We start from the raw sequence: 14438 nt of genomic DNA on the forward strand, positions 1-14438 counted from the left end.
AGGTGCTTGTTGCCAAGTGAACACCCTGTAGCCACTATAGGGTCAAGCACGTAAACGAGATTAATCCTCATGAAGATTGGAGAGCTGGCGAAACTGACGGATTGCCAGGTAGAAACCGTCCGCTATTACGAACGCGAAGGCCTGCTGCCACCGCCCGCACGCAGCGACGGCAACTACCGGGTCTACACCCAGGCGCATGTCGAACGGCTGACGTTCATCCGCAACTGCCGCAGCCTGGACATGACCCTCGAAGAAATCCGCAGCCTGTTGAGCTTGCGCGACAGCCCGCAAGACCAGTGCGAGAACGTCAATGCGTTGATCGACGAACACATCCAGCACGTCAACGCCCGGGTGGCGAGCCTGCAAGCGTTGCAAACGCAGCTACTGGAGCTGCGTCAGCGCTGCATCGATGGCACCTTGGAGCATTGCGGGATCTTGCAGCAGTTGGAGGCCAGCGGAGGGGTAGTAGCGCCAGAGAGTGAACACTCTCATGTGGGAAGGAGTCATGGGCATTGATGGCGTTGCTTCAAAACGCACCGCGTCGGGACATTCGCGAATGAATTCGCTCCCACAAAGGTCTCGAAAATCCTGTGGGAGCGAATTTATTCGCGAAGGCTTCGGGTCAAGCACAACGCATCACACCGCCATCGGCGCCGTCATTGCAGGGTGATGCTCATACCCCTCCAGCGTAAAGTCGCCTGGCTCGATCAGCTCCAGCCACTCGGGCTGATACACACCGGTCTGAGCGAACGCGGGTACACGCTCTGAAATCACCAATTGCGGCGCCGGGAATGGCTCGCGCTTGAGCTGTTCGTTGAGCATGTCCAGGTGGTTTTCATAGACGTGGGCATCACCGATGAAATAGGTGAACCAGCGCGGCGTGTAGCCGGTCAGGCGACCGATCAACGACAGCAATGCCGCGCCTTCGGTCAGGTTGAACGGCGTGCCCAGCCCTAGATCGTTGGAGCGAATGTACAGCGTCAGGGAGATCTCACGGGTCTCCTGGTTCGGGTGGAACTGATAGAGCAGATGGCACGGCGGCAACGCCATTTCATCGAGCTGCGCGCAGTTCCAGCCGTGGAACAGAATCCGTCGGCTGCCGGGGTCTTTGATGATGGTGTCGACGCACTGGCGAATCTGGTCGATGGCCTTGTACAGCACGACGTAGGCCTGGCCGTCTTCTTCGGACTGGGCAATCTGCCGGTAGCCTTGGCCGAGAGCCAGTTCGATGGCCGCAGGGTTGTTAGTCTCAATCCTTTTGTAGGCCGGCCACTTGCGCCACTGCACACCGTAGATTTCGCCCAGGTCGTCTTCGCCCTTACGGAACGGGTTGTCCAGCCACTGCGCGTTTTCGTTGGCGTTCTGGTCCCAGACCTTGCAGCCCAGCGCGCGGAATTCGGCGGCGTTGTTCACGCCACGCAGGAAACCGACCATTTCGCCGATGGCCGATTTGAAGGCCATGCGCCGAGTGGTGATCGCCGGGAAACCTTCCTTGAGGTCATAACGCAACATCGCGCCGGGAAAACTGATGGTTTTCACCCCGGTACGGTTGGCCTGCAAGGTCCCGTTCTTGATCACATGGGCGACTAAATCCAGATATTGCTTCATAAATTACCTGCATCGGTGAACTCGCCGGGCAGTAGCCCCCGGCGTTTCAGTATTAAATCGCAGCGTTTTTGGCAGCGGGTGCGCGGTGATAAGCCAGCCAGATCAAAAACAGACCACCGATAATCATCGGCAGGCTCAGGATCTGACCCATGGTGACCCAGCCCCAGGCCAGATAGCCCAGCTGCACATCCGGCACGCGGACGAATTCGACGACAAAGCGGAAAATCCCGTAAAACAGAGCGAACATCCCCGAAACGGCCATGGTCGGGCGTGGTTTGCGCGAGAACAGCCAGAGAATCAGGAACAGCGCCACGCCTTCCAGGGCGAACTGATACAACTGCGACGGGTGACGTGGCAACTGCGATGGATCGCTGAACGGAGGGAAGATCATCGCCCATGGCAAATCGGTCGGTTTGCCCCACAACTCGGCGTTGATGAAGTTGCCAATCCGCCCGGCGCCCAATCCAATCGGCACCATGGGTGCGATGAAATCCATCAGCTCGAAGAACGACTTACCGTTGCGTTTGCCGAACCACCAGGCCGCGAGCATCACACCGATAAAGCCGCCGTGGAACGCCATGCCGCCTTTCCAGACTTCGAAAATCAACAGTGGATTGGCGATATACGCGCTCAAATCATAGAACAGCACGTAACCCAGTCGACCGCCGACGATCACGCCCATGGCGAGCCAGAAGATCAGATCGGAGAGCTTTTCCTTGGTCCAGGTCGGGTCGAAACGGTTCATTCGGCGCGAAGCGAGTAACCATGCACCGCCAATACCGACCAGGTACATCAAACCGTACCAATGGATTTTCAACGGGCCAATGGCCAATGCAACCGGATCAATCTGCGGGTAAGGCAGCATTGCGACTCCTCAAATATAACGCTCTAGTCACTAGAGCTACTGAACCAGAAAGCTTATACCCACGCACAGCAGCAGCGCGGCGAACATTCGTTTCAACAAGCGTGGCGACACTTTATGCGCCAGTCGCGCGCCGAAGCGCGCAAAAATCATACTGGTCAGGGCAATGCCCAGCAGCGCCGGCAAATAGATAAAGCCCAGACTGTGCGCTGGCAACAGCGGATCATGCCAGCCCAGCACCATGAAGCTCAGGGCGCTGGCCAATGCGATAGGGAATCCACAGGCCGACGACGTCGCCACCGCCTGCCGCATCGGCACGCTGCGCCAGACCAGGAACGGCACAGTCAGCGATCCGCCACCGATACCAAAGATGGCCGAAGCCCAGCCAAGAAAAGTACCCGCCAGTGTCAGACCCACCTTGCCCGGTACGCCGCGACTGGCCTTGGGCTTGAACTCGGTAAGCAGCTGCAAGGCCACCAACACGGCGAACACGCCAATGATCTTTTGCAGGTGCGGGCCGGCGATGGCTTTTGCCGTCAACGCACCAAAACCGGCGCCCACGAGAATACCCACGGTCATCCAGATGAAAATCGCCCAACGCACCGCCCCAAGACGGTGATGCTCTCGCACCGCATTGATTGAGGTAAAAATGATGCTCGCCAGCGATGTCCCGACCGCCAGGTGCGTCAATATCAACGGATCAAAGCCTTGCAGTGTGAAACTGTAGACCAGTACCGGAACAATGATAATCCCGCCACCCACACCAAACAGTCCCGCCAACACGCCGGCGCACGCGCCCAATAGCAAATAGAGCAGGAATTCCATGGGTGCTCCTCAAATCAGTCCGGCATGGTAACGGAAGCACAGCACTCAGCTCTACCGGTGAGCGATGGATGTCCGATTGATCTATGGGTAGAGTAAGGAAAAAGGAGTCCCGCATGTGCCTGATTGTCTTCGCCTGGCGCCCTGCCCACCGCCAGCCATTGATCGTCGCCGCTAATCGCGACGAGTTCTACCCACGCCCGACCCTGCCGTTGGCTCAATGGCCCGAGGCACCCGACGTGTATGCAGGACGCGACCTTGAGGCTGGCGGGACCTGGCTGGGCATCGGTGCCCACGGTCGCTTTGCCGCCTTGACCAATATCCGCAACCCGAATCAGCCGCTGGGGCGTCGCTCCCGAGGCGAACTGGTGGCGCAATTTTTGTGTGGCGAGCAATCGCCCGAGGACTATCTGGCCGACGTGGCGGGCCGCTCCGATGAATACGCAGGCTTCAATCTGTTGCTCGGAAACGCCGAAGCGCTGTATTACCTGAGCGCCGTGAACCCGCACCCGCAGCGCCTGGAAGAAGGCCTCTATGGCGTGTCGAACGCAGGCCTGGATACGCCGTGGCCGAAACTGCTAAAAGCCAAGGCCGCCCTCGCCGCGCAGCTGGATGACCCTCAGCCGTCGGGGCTTCTGACGTTGCTGCGGGATCCCGCGACAGCGCCGCTCGCAGAACTGCCCGATACCGGCGTGGGCCTGGCCACCGAGCGTTTGCTGTCGAGCATATTCATCGCCAGCCCCAGCTACGGCACCCGCGCCAGCAGCGCACTGATTGTCAACGCCGACGGCACCCGCCATTTCATCGAGCACAGCTTCGGGCCCTATGGCGGGCACTTGGGTGAGGTTGAGTTGCGGGTGTGATTTAGCTGTGAAGGCGGTGACGCCCTATTCGCAGGCAAGCCTGCTCCCACAGAAGATCTCATACCCCGTGGGAGCAACGCGATGAATACTAGTGCCCTTTCACCGAAGCCGGGTTGATCATCCGCGACAGGCCCAGGTTTTTCAGGGCCAGTTGCAGGGAGCTGTGGATCACTTGCGGGTTGTCGATGGTCATCAACTGCGCGAGCAATTCCTTGGCTTTGCTCAGGTTGATCTGACGCAACATCCACTTCACTTTCGGCAAGTTGGTGGCGTTCATCGACAGGCTGTCGAAGCCCATCGCCATCAACAGTACGGCTGCAGCCGGGTCGCCGGCCATTTCACCGCAAATGCTGACCGGCTTGCCTTCGGCGTGGGCATCACGCACCACGTTTTGCAGGGCTTGCAGCACGGCTGGGTGCAGGTAGTCATACAGGTCGGCAACCCGCGGGTTGTTACGGTCGACTGCCAGCAGGTATTGAGTCAAGTCGTTGGAGCCCACGGACAGAAAGTCCACCTGGCGCGCCAGTTCGCGCGTCTGATAAACCGCTGCCGGGATTTCGATCATCACGCCAATGGGCGGCATCGGCACGTCGGTGCCTTCGTCGCGCACTTCACCCCAGGCACGGTGGATCAGGTGCAGTGCCTCTTCCAGCTCATGGGTGCCCGAAATCATCGGTAGCAGGATTTTCAGGTTGTTCAAGCCTTCGCTGGCCTTGAGCATCGCACGGGTCTGCACCAGGAAGATTTCCGGGTGGTCTAGGGTGACGCGAATCCCGCGCCAGCCGAGAAACGGGTTGTCTTCCTTGATCGGGAAGTACGAGAGCGATTTATCGCCGCCGATGTCCAGGCTGCGCATGGTGACCGGTAGCGGGTGGAAGGCTGCCAGTTGTTCGCGATAAATCGCCAGTTGTTCTTTTTCGCTCGGGAAGCGCTCATTGATCATGAACGGCACTTCGGTGCGGTACAGGCCAACGCCCTCGGCGCCACGCTGTTGAGCGCGGGCGACATCAGCCAACAGGCCGGTGTTGACCCACAGCGGCATGCGATACCCGTCCAGGGTCACACACGGCAGCTCACGCAGGGAATCAAGGCCCTGGGACAGTTGCCGCTCTTCTTCAACCACCTCAGCGTACTGCTTGCGCAGGATCTCGCTGGGGTTGGTGAAGACTTCGCCGTGGTAGCCGTCGACGATCAACTGAATGCCGTCGACCTTGGAATACGGCAGGTCGACCACGCCCATGACCGTAGGAATACCCATGGCCCGCGCCAGAATCGCAACGTGGGAGTTACCGGAGCCCAGTACCGAGATCAGGCCGACCAGCTTGCCTTCGGGTACTTCACCGAGCATGACCGGCGACAGTTCCTCGCTGACCAGAATGGTGTTGTCAGGGTAAACCAGGGTCTGTTGACGCGCTTCCTGCAGATAGGCCAACAGACGGCGACCCAAGTCTTTGACATCGGACGCGCGCTCACGCAGGTAATCGTCGTCCATCAACTCGAAACGTTTGACGTGTTCGCCGACCACTTGCCGCAACGCGCCTTGTGCCCACTGCCCGGTCTTGATCACGTTGGTCACTTCGCTGCCCAGCGAAGCGTCATCGAGCATCATCAGGTAAACGTCGAACAGCGCCCGCTCTTCGGGGCGCAATTGGGTGGCAAGCTTGGCCGACAGCGAGCGCATGTCGCCTCGCACACCTTCCAGCGCATTCTGGAACAACGCCAGTTCAGCGGTGATATCGCTGACACTTTTGTCCGGCACCACTTCAAGATCGGCCGGAGGCAACATGACCACGGCCGTTCCGACCGCAGCGCCCGGAGAACCTGCGACACCGACAAACCTGGCTTCCTGAATACCTTTGCCCTGACGGCCCAACCCACGGATCGAGCCAGTGGCCTCAGCGTGGGCAATAACACCCGCCAATTGGGCGCTCATGGTCACCAGGAAGGCCTCTTCGCCCTCGTCAAACTGACGCCGCTCCTTTTGCTGGATCACCAATACGCCGACCACACGACGGTGGTGGATGATCGGTGCGCCCAGGAACGACGCGTAACGCTCTTCGCCGGTCTCGGCAAAGTAGCGATAACGCGGGTGATCGGCAGCGTTTTCGAGGTTCAGCGGCTCTTCGCGGGTGCCCACGAGACCCACCAGGCCTTCGTTCGGCGCCATGCTGACCTTGCCGATAGAGCGCTTGTTCAGGCCTTCGGTAGCCATCAGTACGAAGCGGTTGGATTCAGGGTCGAGCAAATAGACCGAGCATACCTGGCTGCCCATGGCCTCCTTGACGCGTAACACAATAATCCCCAACGCCGCCTTGAGATCCTTGGCGGAGTTAACTTCCTGGACGATCTTGCGCAGCGTATTGAGCATGGCTCGGGGTCGAACTCCGTGGTCAGTCGCGCGCTAGCAGGCGCGGGGCAAGTTCTTTAAGGGCGCGTCGATACACTTCGCGCTTGAATGTCACAACCTGGCCCAACGGATACCAATAACTGACCCAACGCCAGCCATCGAATTCCGGTTTACCGGTCAAATCCATCCGCACCCGCTGCTCGTTGGAGATCAGGCGCAGGAGAAACCACTTCTGTTTCTGGCCGATGCACAGCGGTTGGCTGTGCGTTCTGACCAAACGTTGCGGCAAACGATAACGCAACCAGCCCCGGGTGCAGGCGAGAATTTGCACATCTTGCCGTTCCAGCCCGACTTCTTCATTCAATTCGCGGTACAAAGCGTCTTCCGGCGTCTCCTGAGGGTTGATTCCACCTTGAGGAAACTGCCATGCATCTTGGTTGATTCGCCGAGCCCATAAGACCTGGCCAGCATCATTTGTCAGAATAATCCCGACATTAGGGCGGAAACCATCGGGGTCGATCACGGCAACAACCTCGTAAACGCATGTTGCCGCATTGTTCCACAAAGATTATGAAAGCAGCAACGAGGCTGCACAGCTTATGTGCACTCTTGTGAAAACGCCGTATTCTGGTGGCCTTTTTTCAGCTAATTCAGTGAGTAACTCCATGCGCCTGGCTTTATTCGACCTTGATAACACACTTCTGGGTGGCGACAGCGATCACGCGTGGGGCGATTACCTGTGCGAGCGCGGCATTCTTGACGCCATCGCCTACAAAGCGCGCAACGATGCGTTTTACCAGGATTACCTGGCCGGCACCCTGAACCTGACCGATTACCTGAACTTCAGCCTGGAAATCCTCGGCCGCACCGAGATGGCCCAGTTGAACGAGTGGCACCGCGACTTCATGCGCGACTGCATCGAGCCGATCATTCTGCCCAAAGGCGAAGCCTTGCTGGCCAAACACCGTGAAGCGGGCGACAAACTGGTGATTATCACCGCCACCAACCGTTTTGTTACGGCGCCGATAGTGACGCGCCTCGGTGTGGATACCCTGCTTGCCACCGAGTGCGAAATCATCGACGGTCGCTACAGCGGCCGTACCACCGATATACCCTGCTTTCGTGAAGGCAAAGTGACGCGCCTTAACCTATGGCTGGACGAAACCGGCTTAAACCTCGACGACAGCTATTTCTACAGCGACTCGCTGAACGACCTGCCATTGCTGGAGCAAGTCGCCAATCCGGTGGCCGTCGACCCCGATCCGAAATTACGCGCCGAAGCGGAAAAGCGTGGCTGGCCGGTGATTACGTTGCGTAAGTAAAACGCGCCGCAGTTTCACTGTGGGAGCGAATTCATTCGCGAATGAATTCGCTCCCACAGTGAGGCGCGATAAGCGATGCCGAGGGTCAGACCGGTTTGGCGCCCATCAACCCAGCTATCGCAATGAAACACACACCGCTGAACACCGCGAGGGCCAAGGTAAACTTTGGACTGCCCATGGCCGTTGGCACACGCAGGCGGTTGAGTCTCACCAACAGCCACAACCAGCTCAGGCTACCGAACAGGTACAGCACCTCCGCCGCGAGCAGCCAGGTCTGGCTCAGCGGCCAGCCGCCGTAATGCACCAGCCACCAACCGCTGATTGGCAGGGTCAACAGACACAAGCCCATCAAGACCCAAACGAGCGCCCCAGGCAGTTGCAGCGTACGGTTCTGGACCAGCGTGTCACCCGCAAGACGACCGCGAATGACCCAGCCCGCAAGCCCCAAGGCACTGAGTACAAACAGCACTGTTGCCACGCTGTGTACGATTTTTAGGGCGGTGAAAATTCCCATATTTTTCGAATCCCTGTCAGTCGATGTTCATCAGCGTAGCAGCGGGCCCATTAGCCCAGCCCTTTATCCCAGGAAGAGCTTGTACGCCGGGTTGTCGCTTTCATCCCAATACGGATAGCCAATCTCGGCCAGCGCGGCTGGGATCAGGTGGCGCTCGTCTTCTGGCACCACCCACCCGGCCATGACCCGGCCATCCGCCGCGCCATGGTTGCGGTAGTGGAACATCGAGATATTCCACTGGCCGCCGAGCTTGTTGAGGAAGTTGAACAGCGCACCGGGGCGTTCGGGGAACTCGAAGCGGAACACCACTTCATCGCTGACCCGCGCCGCATGGCCACCGACCATGTGACGGATATGCAGCTTCGCCAGCTCGTTATCGGTCAAGTCCAGCACCGGAAAACCCTGCTCGGCCAGGCTGCTAAGCAGCACGGCGCGCGGGTCGTTTTCCGGGTGGGTCTGCACCCCGACGAAGATGTGCGCTTCGCGATCGGTGTGGTAGCGGTAGTTGAATTCGGTGATCTGGCGCTTGCCGATGGCTTTGCAGAAAGCTTTGAAGCTGCCCGGCTTCTCGGGAATGGTCACCGCGATGATCGCTTCGCGGCCTTCGCCCAGCTCGGCGCGTTCGGCGACGTGGCGCAGGCGGTCGAAGTTGACGTTGGCGCCCGAGTCGATGGCCACCAGGGTCTGACCGCTGACGCCGTACAGCTCAATGTATTTCTTGATCCCGGCCACGCCCAGCGCGCCGGCAGGCTCAGTGATCGAGCGGGTGTCGTCGTAGATGTCCTTGATCGCCGCACAGATTTCATCGGTGCTGACGGTGATCACTTCGTCGACATAGTCCTTGCAGATATCAAAGGTGTGCTGGCCGATCTGAGCCACCGCCACGCCATCGGCGAACAGCCCGACCTGGCTCAATACCACACGCTCGCCTGCGGCCATGGCCGCTTGCAGGCAGTTGGAATCGTCCGGCTCGACGCCGATCACCTTGATCTCCGGGCGCAGGTATTTGACGTACGCCGCGATGCCAGCAATCAAGCCGCCGCCGCCCACCGGGACAAAAATCGCGTCCAGCCGCCCCGGATGCTGACGCAGGATTTCCATCGCCACAGTGCCTTGCCCAGCAATGGTGTCGGGGTCGTCATAGGGGTGGACGTAGACGTAGCCTTTTTCTTCGACCAGCTTCAGGGAAAACGCCAGGGCTTCGGGGAACGAGTCGCCGTGCAGCACCACTTTGCCGCCGCGCGAACGCACACCTTCGACCTTGATCTCGGGGGTGGTTTTGGGCATGACGATGGTGGCTTTGACCCCCAACACTTTGGCCGCCAGCGCCAGACCCTGCGCGTGATTGCCGGCCGACGCGGTGACCACGCCCTTGGCCCGTTCGGCTTCGCTCAGCTGCGTCAGCTTGTTGTAGGCGCCGCGAATCTTGAACGAGAACACCGGCTGCAAGTCTTCGCGCTTGAGCAACACCTGATTGCCGAGGCGTTCGGATAGCTGGCGGGCCCGCTGCAAGGGGGTTTCAACGGCCACGTCGTAAACGCGCGAGGTGAGGATTTTCTTGACGTACTGTTCGAGCATCGGGAAAGCATCACTGGCGAATGAGGACGAGGTCGCGAAGTTTAACCCAGCGCTCAGATGCACGCCCACACGAATGACAGGGTTTTACGTCTGCCATGCCGCTATAATGCGCGTCCTTTTGCATACCCTGCCTCAACTGTAGGAGCTGCCGAAGGCTGCGATAGGCCGGAGTCGCGGGCGACCGGCACGACCTTCATAGGATCAGAAGATCACGTCCGCTTTGCGGTCGATCGCAACTTTCGGTAGCTCCTACATGAATTGAGCACATTTCACACCGTGGAGCGCGCATGACCCAGGATCAACTCAAACAGGCCGTGGCCCAAGCCGCTGTCGACTTTATCCTTCCGAAACTCGATGACAAGAGCGTTGTGGGTGTGGGTACAGGCTCCACGGCCAACTGCTTCATCGATGCGCTGGCCAAACACAAGGGCGCGTTCGACGGTGCTGTCGCCAGTTCCGAAGCCACTGCGGCACGCCTCAAGGGCCATGGTATTCCGGTGTATGAACTCAACACCGTCAGTGATCTGGAGTTTTACGTCGATGGTGCTGACGAAGCCGATGACCACCTGCACCTGATCAAAGGCGGCGGCGCTGCGTTGACCCGGGAAAAAATCGTTGCCGCCGTGGCCCAGACTTTCATCTGCATCGCCGACGGCAGCAAGCTGGTGTCCGTGCTGGGCGCCTTTCCGCTGCCCGTCGAAGTGATCCCTATGGCGCGCAGCCATGTGGCCCGTCAGTTGGTGAAACTGGGCGGTGATCCGGTGTATCGCGAGGGCGTGTTGACCGATAACGGCAATATCATCCTCGACGTATACAACATGAACATCACCCACCCGGTGGAACTGGAAAGCCAGATCAATGCCATCGTCGGCGTGGTCACCAATGGCCTGTTCGCGGCGCGTCCGGCTGATCTGCTGTTCCTGGGTACTGCTGAAGGCGTGAAGACACTTAAACGTTGAGACTGCATTCGCAGCGGGACGCGTCCCGCTGCGAATGGTTTAACGCACGCTGCTTTCGAAACGACTCTGACCGGTTAACTCCAGGACGATTTCATCGCCCGCGTTAAGCGGACCGACGCCAGCAGGGGTTCCGGTCATGATCACGTCACCGGCTTGCAAGGAAAAGTGCGACGCCATGTGCTGAATCATCGGCACGATAGGGTTGAGCATCGCGCTGCTGTTGCCGTCCTGGCGTACTTCACCGTTGATGGTCAGGCGAATGCCGATATCAGTCAGGTCTTCATAGGCGTCAGCCGATACGAAAGGCGCCAACACTGCGGCACCGTCGAATGACTTGGCGATTTCCCATGGCAGGCCCTTTTCCTTGAGCTTGGACTGAACGTCACGCAAGGTCAGGTCCAGACCCGGAGCGAAACCGGTAATCGCATCCAGCACTTCTTCGCGCGACGGGTTCTTGGTCAGCGGCTTGCCGATCAACACCACGATTTCGGCTTCGTAGTGCACCGAGCCACGGTCAGCCGGAATAGTGAAACCGCCTTCCAGAGCGACCACGCAACTGCCGGGCTTGATAAACAACAGCGGCTCGGTCGGCACGGGGTTATCCAGTTCCTTGGCATGTTCGGCGTAGTTACGACCGATACACACCACTTTGCCCACTGGAAAGTGAATCCGCGTACCGTCTACATACTGGTGCTGATAGCTCATGGACGACTCCTGGGTCTCTATACGGCCCATTCAGGCCAACGGATCAAACAGCGAAAATCTTGCCAGGGTTCATGATCCCGTTCGGGTCGAACACTGCCTTGACCGCTTTCATGTATTCGATTTCTACCGGCGAACGGCTGTACGTCAGGTAGTCACGCTTGGTCATGCCCACGCCGTGTTCGGCGGAAATCGAGCCGTTGTACTTCTGCACGATCTCGAACACCCATTTGTTGACCGTAGCGCATTTGGCGAAAAACTCATCCTTGCTCAGGTCGTCTGGCTTGAGGATGTTCAAGTGCAGGTTGCCGTCGCCAATGTGGCCGAACCAGACGATTTCGAAGTCCGGGTAGTGTTCGCCGACGATGGCGTCGATTTCCTTGAGAAAGCCTGGCACTTTCGACACAGTAACCGAGATGTCGTTTTTGTACGGTGTCCAGTGTGAGATGGTCTCGGAGATGTATTCGCGCAACTTCCACAGGTTTTGCAACTGCTGGTCACTCTGGCTCATCACGCCATCGAGTACCCAGCCTTCCTCAACGCAATGCTCGAAGGTTGCCAATGCATCATTGGCCACTTCTTCGGAAGTCGCTTCGAATTCCAGCAACGCGTAAAACGGGCAATCGGTCTCGAAAGGCGCTGGCACATCACCACGCGCCAGCACTTTGGCCAGCGCTTTGTCGGAGAAAAACTCGAAAGCCGTCAGGTCGAGCTTGTTCTGGAAGGCATGCAGCACCGGCATGATCGCATCGAAATCACTGGTACCCAGGACCATGGCGGTCAGGTTTTTCGGCGCACGATCAAGGCGCATGGTGGCTTCGACGACAAAACCGAGCGTGCCTTCAGCGCCGATGAACAGCTGACGCAAGTCATAGCCGGTGGCGTTCTTGATCAAGTCTTTGTTGAGTTCGAGGAGATCGCCTTTGCCGGTGACGACTTTGATGCCCGCCACCCAATTGCGCGTCATGCCGTAGCGAATGACCTTGATCCCGCCGGCATTGGTGCCGATATTGCCGCCAATCTGGCTGGAGCCGGCGGAAGCGAAGTCGACCGGGTAATACAAGCCCTTTTCTTCGGCAAGTGTTTGCAACTGTGCAGTAACAACACCTGGCTGGCAGGTCGCCGTACGGTCGGTGATGTTGAATTCCAGCACCTGGTTCATGTAGTCGAACGCAACGACCACTTCGCCATTGGCCGCCACGGCAGCAGCGGACAGCCCGGTCCGTCCGCCGGACGGTACCAGCGCGACGTGGCGCTCATTGGCCCAACGGACGATGGCTTGCACCTGCTCGGTGCTCTTGGGAAAAACAATGGCCAGCGGCGCGGGCGCGAAGTGCTTGGTCCAATCCTTGCCGTAAACGTTGAGGGAGTCGGCATCGGTCAGCACCTTGCCAGGCTCAACCAGGGTCTTCAGCTCATCTATCAAAGCAGGATGGGTCATCGACGGAACTCTCGAACAATTCATGGTCATCCTGAGAACGCTTCACGTCCAGGAATGGGGGTTTCGCGGGGTGCATATGCTAGCATACGCCCCCCGCTAATCGTGCCTACGGCCGATTTTGCGACCCCTGCCATTTTCTCCGGGACACAGGTTTACGCAGATGAGCAAGACTTCTCTCGATAAGAGCAAGATCAAGTTCCTTCTTCTCGAAGGCGTCCACCAATCCGCTGTGGACGTCCTCAAGGCCGCCGGGTACACAACTATTGAGTACCTCACCGGCTCTTTGCCGGAAGCCGAACTGAAGGAAAAGATCGCCGATGCACATTTCGTTGGCATCCGCTCTCGCACCCAACTGACTGAAGAAGTATTCGATTGCGCCAAGAAACTGGTCGCTGTCGGCTGTTTCTGCATCGGTACCAATCAGGTCGATCTCAATGCTGCCCGCGAACGCGGCATCGCTGTTTTCAATGCCCCCTACTCCAACACCCGTTCGGTGGCAGAGCTGGTACTGGCTGAAGCGATCCTGTTGCTGCGCGGCATTCCGGAGAAAAACGCTTCCTGCCACCGTGGTGGCTGGATCAAAAGCGCGGCCAACTCCTTCGAAATTCGCGGCAAGAAACTGGGCATCGTCGGCTACGGCTCGATCGGCACTCAGCTTTCGGTGCTGGCTGAAGGCCTGGGCATGCAGGTGTTTTTCTACGACACCCTGACCAAGCTGCCGTTGGGCAACTCGACTCAGGTTTCCAGCCTGAACGAACTGCTGGGTCTGGCTGATATCGTCACCCTGCACGTTCCGGAAACCGCTGCGACCCAGTGGATGATCGGCGAAAAAGAAATTCGCTCGATGAAAAAGGGCAGCATCCTGATCAACGCCGCTCGTGGCACCGTGGTCGAACTCGATGCTTTGGCAGACGCCATCAAAGACAAGCACTTGATCGGCGCGGCCATCGACGTTTTCCCGGTCGAGCCTCGCTCGAACGACGAAGAGTTCGAAAGCCCGCTGCGTGGCCTGGATAACGTGATCCTGACCCCGCACATCGGCGGCTCGACTGCTGAAGCCCAAGCCAACATCGGTCTGGAAGTGGCAGAAAAGCTGGTCAAGTACAGCGACAACGGTACGTCGGTGTCCTCGGTCAACTTCCCGGAAGTGGCGTTGCCGGCTCACCCTGGCAAGCACCGTTTGCTGCACATCCACCAGAACATCCCGGGTGTGATGAGCGAGATCAACAAGGTCTTCGCCGAAAACGGTATCAACATCTCCGGTCAGTTCCTGCAGACCAACGAGAAAGTCGGTTACGTGGTGATCGATGTCGACGCCGAGTATTCCGATCTGGCGCAAGAAAAACTGCAGACCATCAACGGCACTATCCGTAGCCGCGTGCTGTTCTAGGTTTTTCTGACGTACAAAAAAGGAGACCTT

The 14438-nt window shown here is 58.7% G+C and carries 14 protein-coding genes; 5 read left to right on the forward strand and 9 right to left on the reverse strand.

Annotated elements, in window-relative coordinates:
- The first annotated feature begins 69 nt into the window (after positions 1 to 69).
- Positions 70 to 516: a Cd(II)/Pb(II)-responsive transcriptional regulator gene (gene cadR / locus AC1ME2_RS11900; RefSeq protein WP_480441358.1), complete on the forward strand. Its 447-nt coding sequence runs from the start codon at positions 70 to 72 to the stop codon at positions 514 to 516.
- A 120-nt stretch (positions 517 to 636) separates the two neighbouring features.
- On the opposite strand, the gene AC1ME2_RS11905 is transcribed toward cadR, so the two are convergent.
- The 3 genes from AC1ME2_RS11905 to AC1ME2_RS11915 are packed head-to-tail and all read right to left on the reverse strand — an operon-like array spanning position 637 to position 3295.
- Complete coding sequence (locus AC1ME2_RS11905) at positions 637 to 1608, reverse strand: thymidylate synthase (protein ID WP_480441360.1); 972 nt, start codon at positions 1606 to 1608, stop codon at positions 637 to 639.
- A gap of 52 nt (positions 1609 to 1660) precedes the next feature.
- Positions 1661 to 2473 (reverse strand): prolipoprotein diacylglyceryl transferase, encoded by an 813-nt coding sequence (gene lgt, locus AC1ME2_RS11910; protein ID WP_480441362.1) that lies wholly within the window; start codon positions 2471 to 2473, stop codon positions 1661 to 1663.
- Positions 2474 to 2509: 36 nt separating this feature from the next.
- Positions 2510 to 3295 carry a sulfite exporter TauE/SafE family protein gene (locus AC1ME2_RS11915; RefSeq protein ID WP_480441363.1) on the reverse strand — a complete coding sequence of 262 codons (786 nt, stop codon included), beginning with the start codon at positions 3293 to 3295 and terminating at the stop codon, positions 2510 to 2512.
- A 113-nt stretch (positions 3296 to 3408) separates the two neighbouring features.
- Between AC1ME2_RS11915 and AC1ME2_RS11920 the strand changes: the two genes are divergently transcribed.
- Positions 3409 to 4155, forward strand: a complete 747-nt coding sequence (locus AC1ME2_RS11920) for an NRDE family protein (RefSeq protein WP_480441364.1) — start codon at positions 3409 to 3411, stop codon at positions 4153 to 4155.
- 88 nt (positions 4156 to 4243) lie between these two features.
- Here AC1ME2_RS11920 and ptsP read toward each other — a convergent pair whose 3' ends face one another.
- Together ptsP and AC1ME2_RS11930 are read right to left on the reverse strand one after the other, a co-directional pair.
- Complete coding sequence (gene ptsP, locus AC1ME2_RS11925) at positions 4244 to 6523, reverse strand: phosphoenolpyruvate--protein phosphotransferase (RefSeq protein WP_480441366.1); 2280 nt, start codon at positions 6521 to 6523, stop codon at positions 4244 to 4246.
- 22 nt (positions 6524 to 6545) lie between these two features.
- Positions 6546 to 7025: an RNA pyrophosphohydrolase gene (locus tag AC1ME2_RS11930; protein WP_400700387.1), complete on the reverse strand. Its 480-nt coding sequence runs from the start codon at positions 7023 to 7025 to the stop codon at positions 6546 to 6548.
- 142 nt (positions 7026 to 7167) lie between these two features.
- Between AC1ME2_RS11930 and AC1ME2_RS11935 the strand changes: the two genes are divergently transcribed.
- The gene (locus AC1ME2_RS11935) at positions 7168 to 7824 is read left to right on the forward strand and encodes a histidinol-phosphatase (protein ID WP_480441368.1); all 657 of its coding nucleotides are present in this window, start codon (positions 7168 to 7170) and stop codon (positions 7822 to 7824) included.
- Positions 7825 to 7909: 85 nt separating this feature from the next.
- Here the strand turns inward: AC1ME2_RS11935 and AC1ME2_RS11940 are convergent, their stop codons facing one another.
- Together AC1ME2_RS11940 and ilvA are read right to left on the reverse strand one after the other, a co-directional pair.
- On the reverse strand, positions 7910 to 8338 hold the full coding sequence (locus AC1ME2_RS11940) for a DUF2269 family protein (RefSeq protein WP_480441369.1): 429 nt from the start codon (positions 8336 to 8338) through the stop codon (positions 7910 to 7912).
- Between the two features lie 63 nt (positions 8339 to 8401).
- Complete coding sequence (ilvA, locus tag AC1ME2_RS11945; protein ID WP_480442113.1) at positions 8402 to 9973, reverse strand: threonine ammonia-lyase, biosynthetic; 1572 nt, start codon at positions 9971 to 9973, stop codon at positions 8402 to 8404.
- A gap of 230 nt (positions 9974 to 10203) precedes the next feature.
- Here ilvA and rpiA point away from each other — a divergent pair, with 230 nt between their 5' ends.
- Entirely contained in the window at positions 10204 to 10875 is a 672-nt protein-coding gene (rpiA, locus tag AC1ME2_RS11950) for a ribose-5-phosphate isomerase RpiA (RefSeq protein ID WP_480441371.1), read from the forward strand.
- A 39-nt stretch (positions 10876 to 10914) separates the two neighbouring features.
- Here rpiA and AC1ME2_RS11955 read toward each other — a convergent pair whose 3' ends face one another.
- Positions 10915 to 11580, reverse strand: a complete 666-nt coding sequence (locus tag AC1ME2_RS11955; RefSeq protein ID WP_480441373.1) for a fumarylacetoacetate hydrolase family protein — start codon at positions 11578 to 11580, stop codon at positions 10915 to 10917.
- A 43-nt stretch (positions 11581 to 11623) separates the two neighbouring features.
- Entirely contained in the window at positions 11624 to 13018 is a 1395-nt protein-coding gene (locus AC1ME2_RS11960) for an FAD-binding oxidoreductase (protein WP_480441375.1), read from the reverse strand.
- Between the two features lie 160 nt (positions 13019 to 13178).
- On the opposite strand from AC1ME2_RS11960, the gene serA reads away from it, so the two are divergent.
- Entirely contained in the window at positions 13179 to 14408 is a 1230-nt protein-coding gene (gene serA, locus AC1ME2_RS11965) for a phosphoglycerate dehydrogenase (RefSeq protein ID WP_480441376.1), read from the forward strand.
- The last annotated feature ends 30 nt before the right edge of the window (positions 14409 to 14438 follow it).

It is taken from the genome of Pseudomonas sp. ASL9 (assembly GCF_056680335.1).

What these genes read in the sequence shown, in the direction of transcription:
- cadR (WP_480441358.1), top strand. Translation starts at nt 70, where the DNA reads ATGAAGATTGGAGAGCTGGCGAAACTGACGGATTGCCAGGTAGAAACC.
- AC1ME2_RS11905 (WP_480441360.1), bottom strand. Translation starts at nt 1,608, where the DNA reads ATGAAGCAATATCTGGATTTAGTCGCCCATGTGATCAAGAACGGGACC.
- lgt (WP_480441362.1), bottom strand. Translation starts at nt 2,473, where the DNA reads ATGCTGCCTTACCCGCAGATTGATCCGGTTGCATTGGCCATTGGCCCG.
- AC1ME2_RS11915 (WP_480441363.1), bottom strand. Translation starts at nt 3,295, where the DNA reads ATGGAATTCCTGCTCTATTTGCTATTGGGCGCGTGCGCCGGCGTGTTG.
- AC1ME2_RS11920 (WP_480441364.1), top strand. Translation starts at nt 3,409, where the DNA reads ATGTGCCTGATTGTCTTCGCCTGGCGCCCTGCCCACCGCCAGCCATTG.
- ptsP (WP_480441366.1), bottom strand. Translation starts at nt 6,523, where the DNA reads ATGCTCAATACGCTGCGCAAGATCGTCCAGGAAGTTAACTCCGCCAAG.
- AC1ME2_RS11935 (WP_480441368.1), top strand. Translation starts at nt 7,168, where the DNA reads ATGCGCCTGGCTTTATTCGACCTTGATAACACACTTCTGGGTGGCGAC.
- AC1ME2_RS11940 (WP_480441369.1), bottom strand. Translation starts at nt 8,338, where the DNA reads ATGGGAATTTTCACCGCCCTAAAAATCGTACACAGCGTGGCAACAGTG.
- rpiA (WP_480441371.1), top strand. Translation starts at nt 10,204, where the DNA reads ATGACCCAGGATCAACTCAAACAGGCCGTGGCCCAAGCCGCTGTCGAC.
- AC1ME2_RS11955 (WP_480441373.1), bottom strand. Translation starts at nt 11,580, where the DNA reads ATGAGCTATCAGCACCAGTATGTAGACGGTACGCGGATTCACTTTCCA.
- AC1ME2_RS11960 (WP_480441375.1), bottom strand. Translation starts at nt 13,018, where the DNA reads ATGACCCATCCTGCTTTGATAGATGAGCTGAAGACCCTGGTTGAGCCT.
- serA (WP_480441376.1), top strand. Translation starts at nt 13,179, where the DNA reads ATGAGCAAGACTTCTCTCGATAAGAGCAAGATCAAGTTCCTTCTTCTC.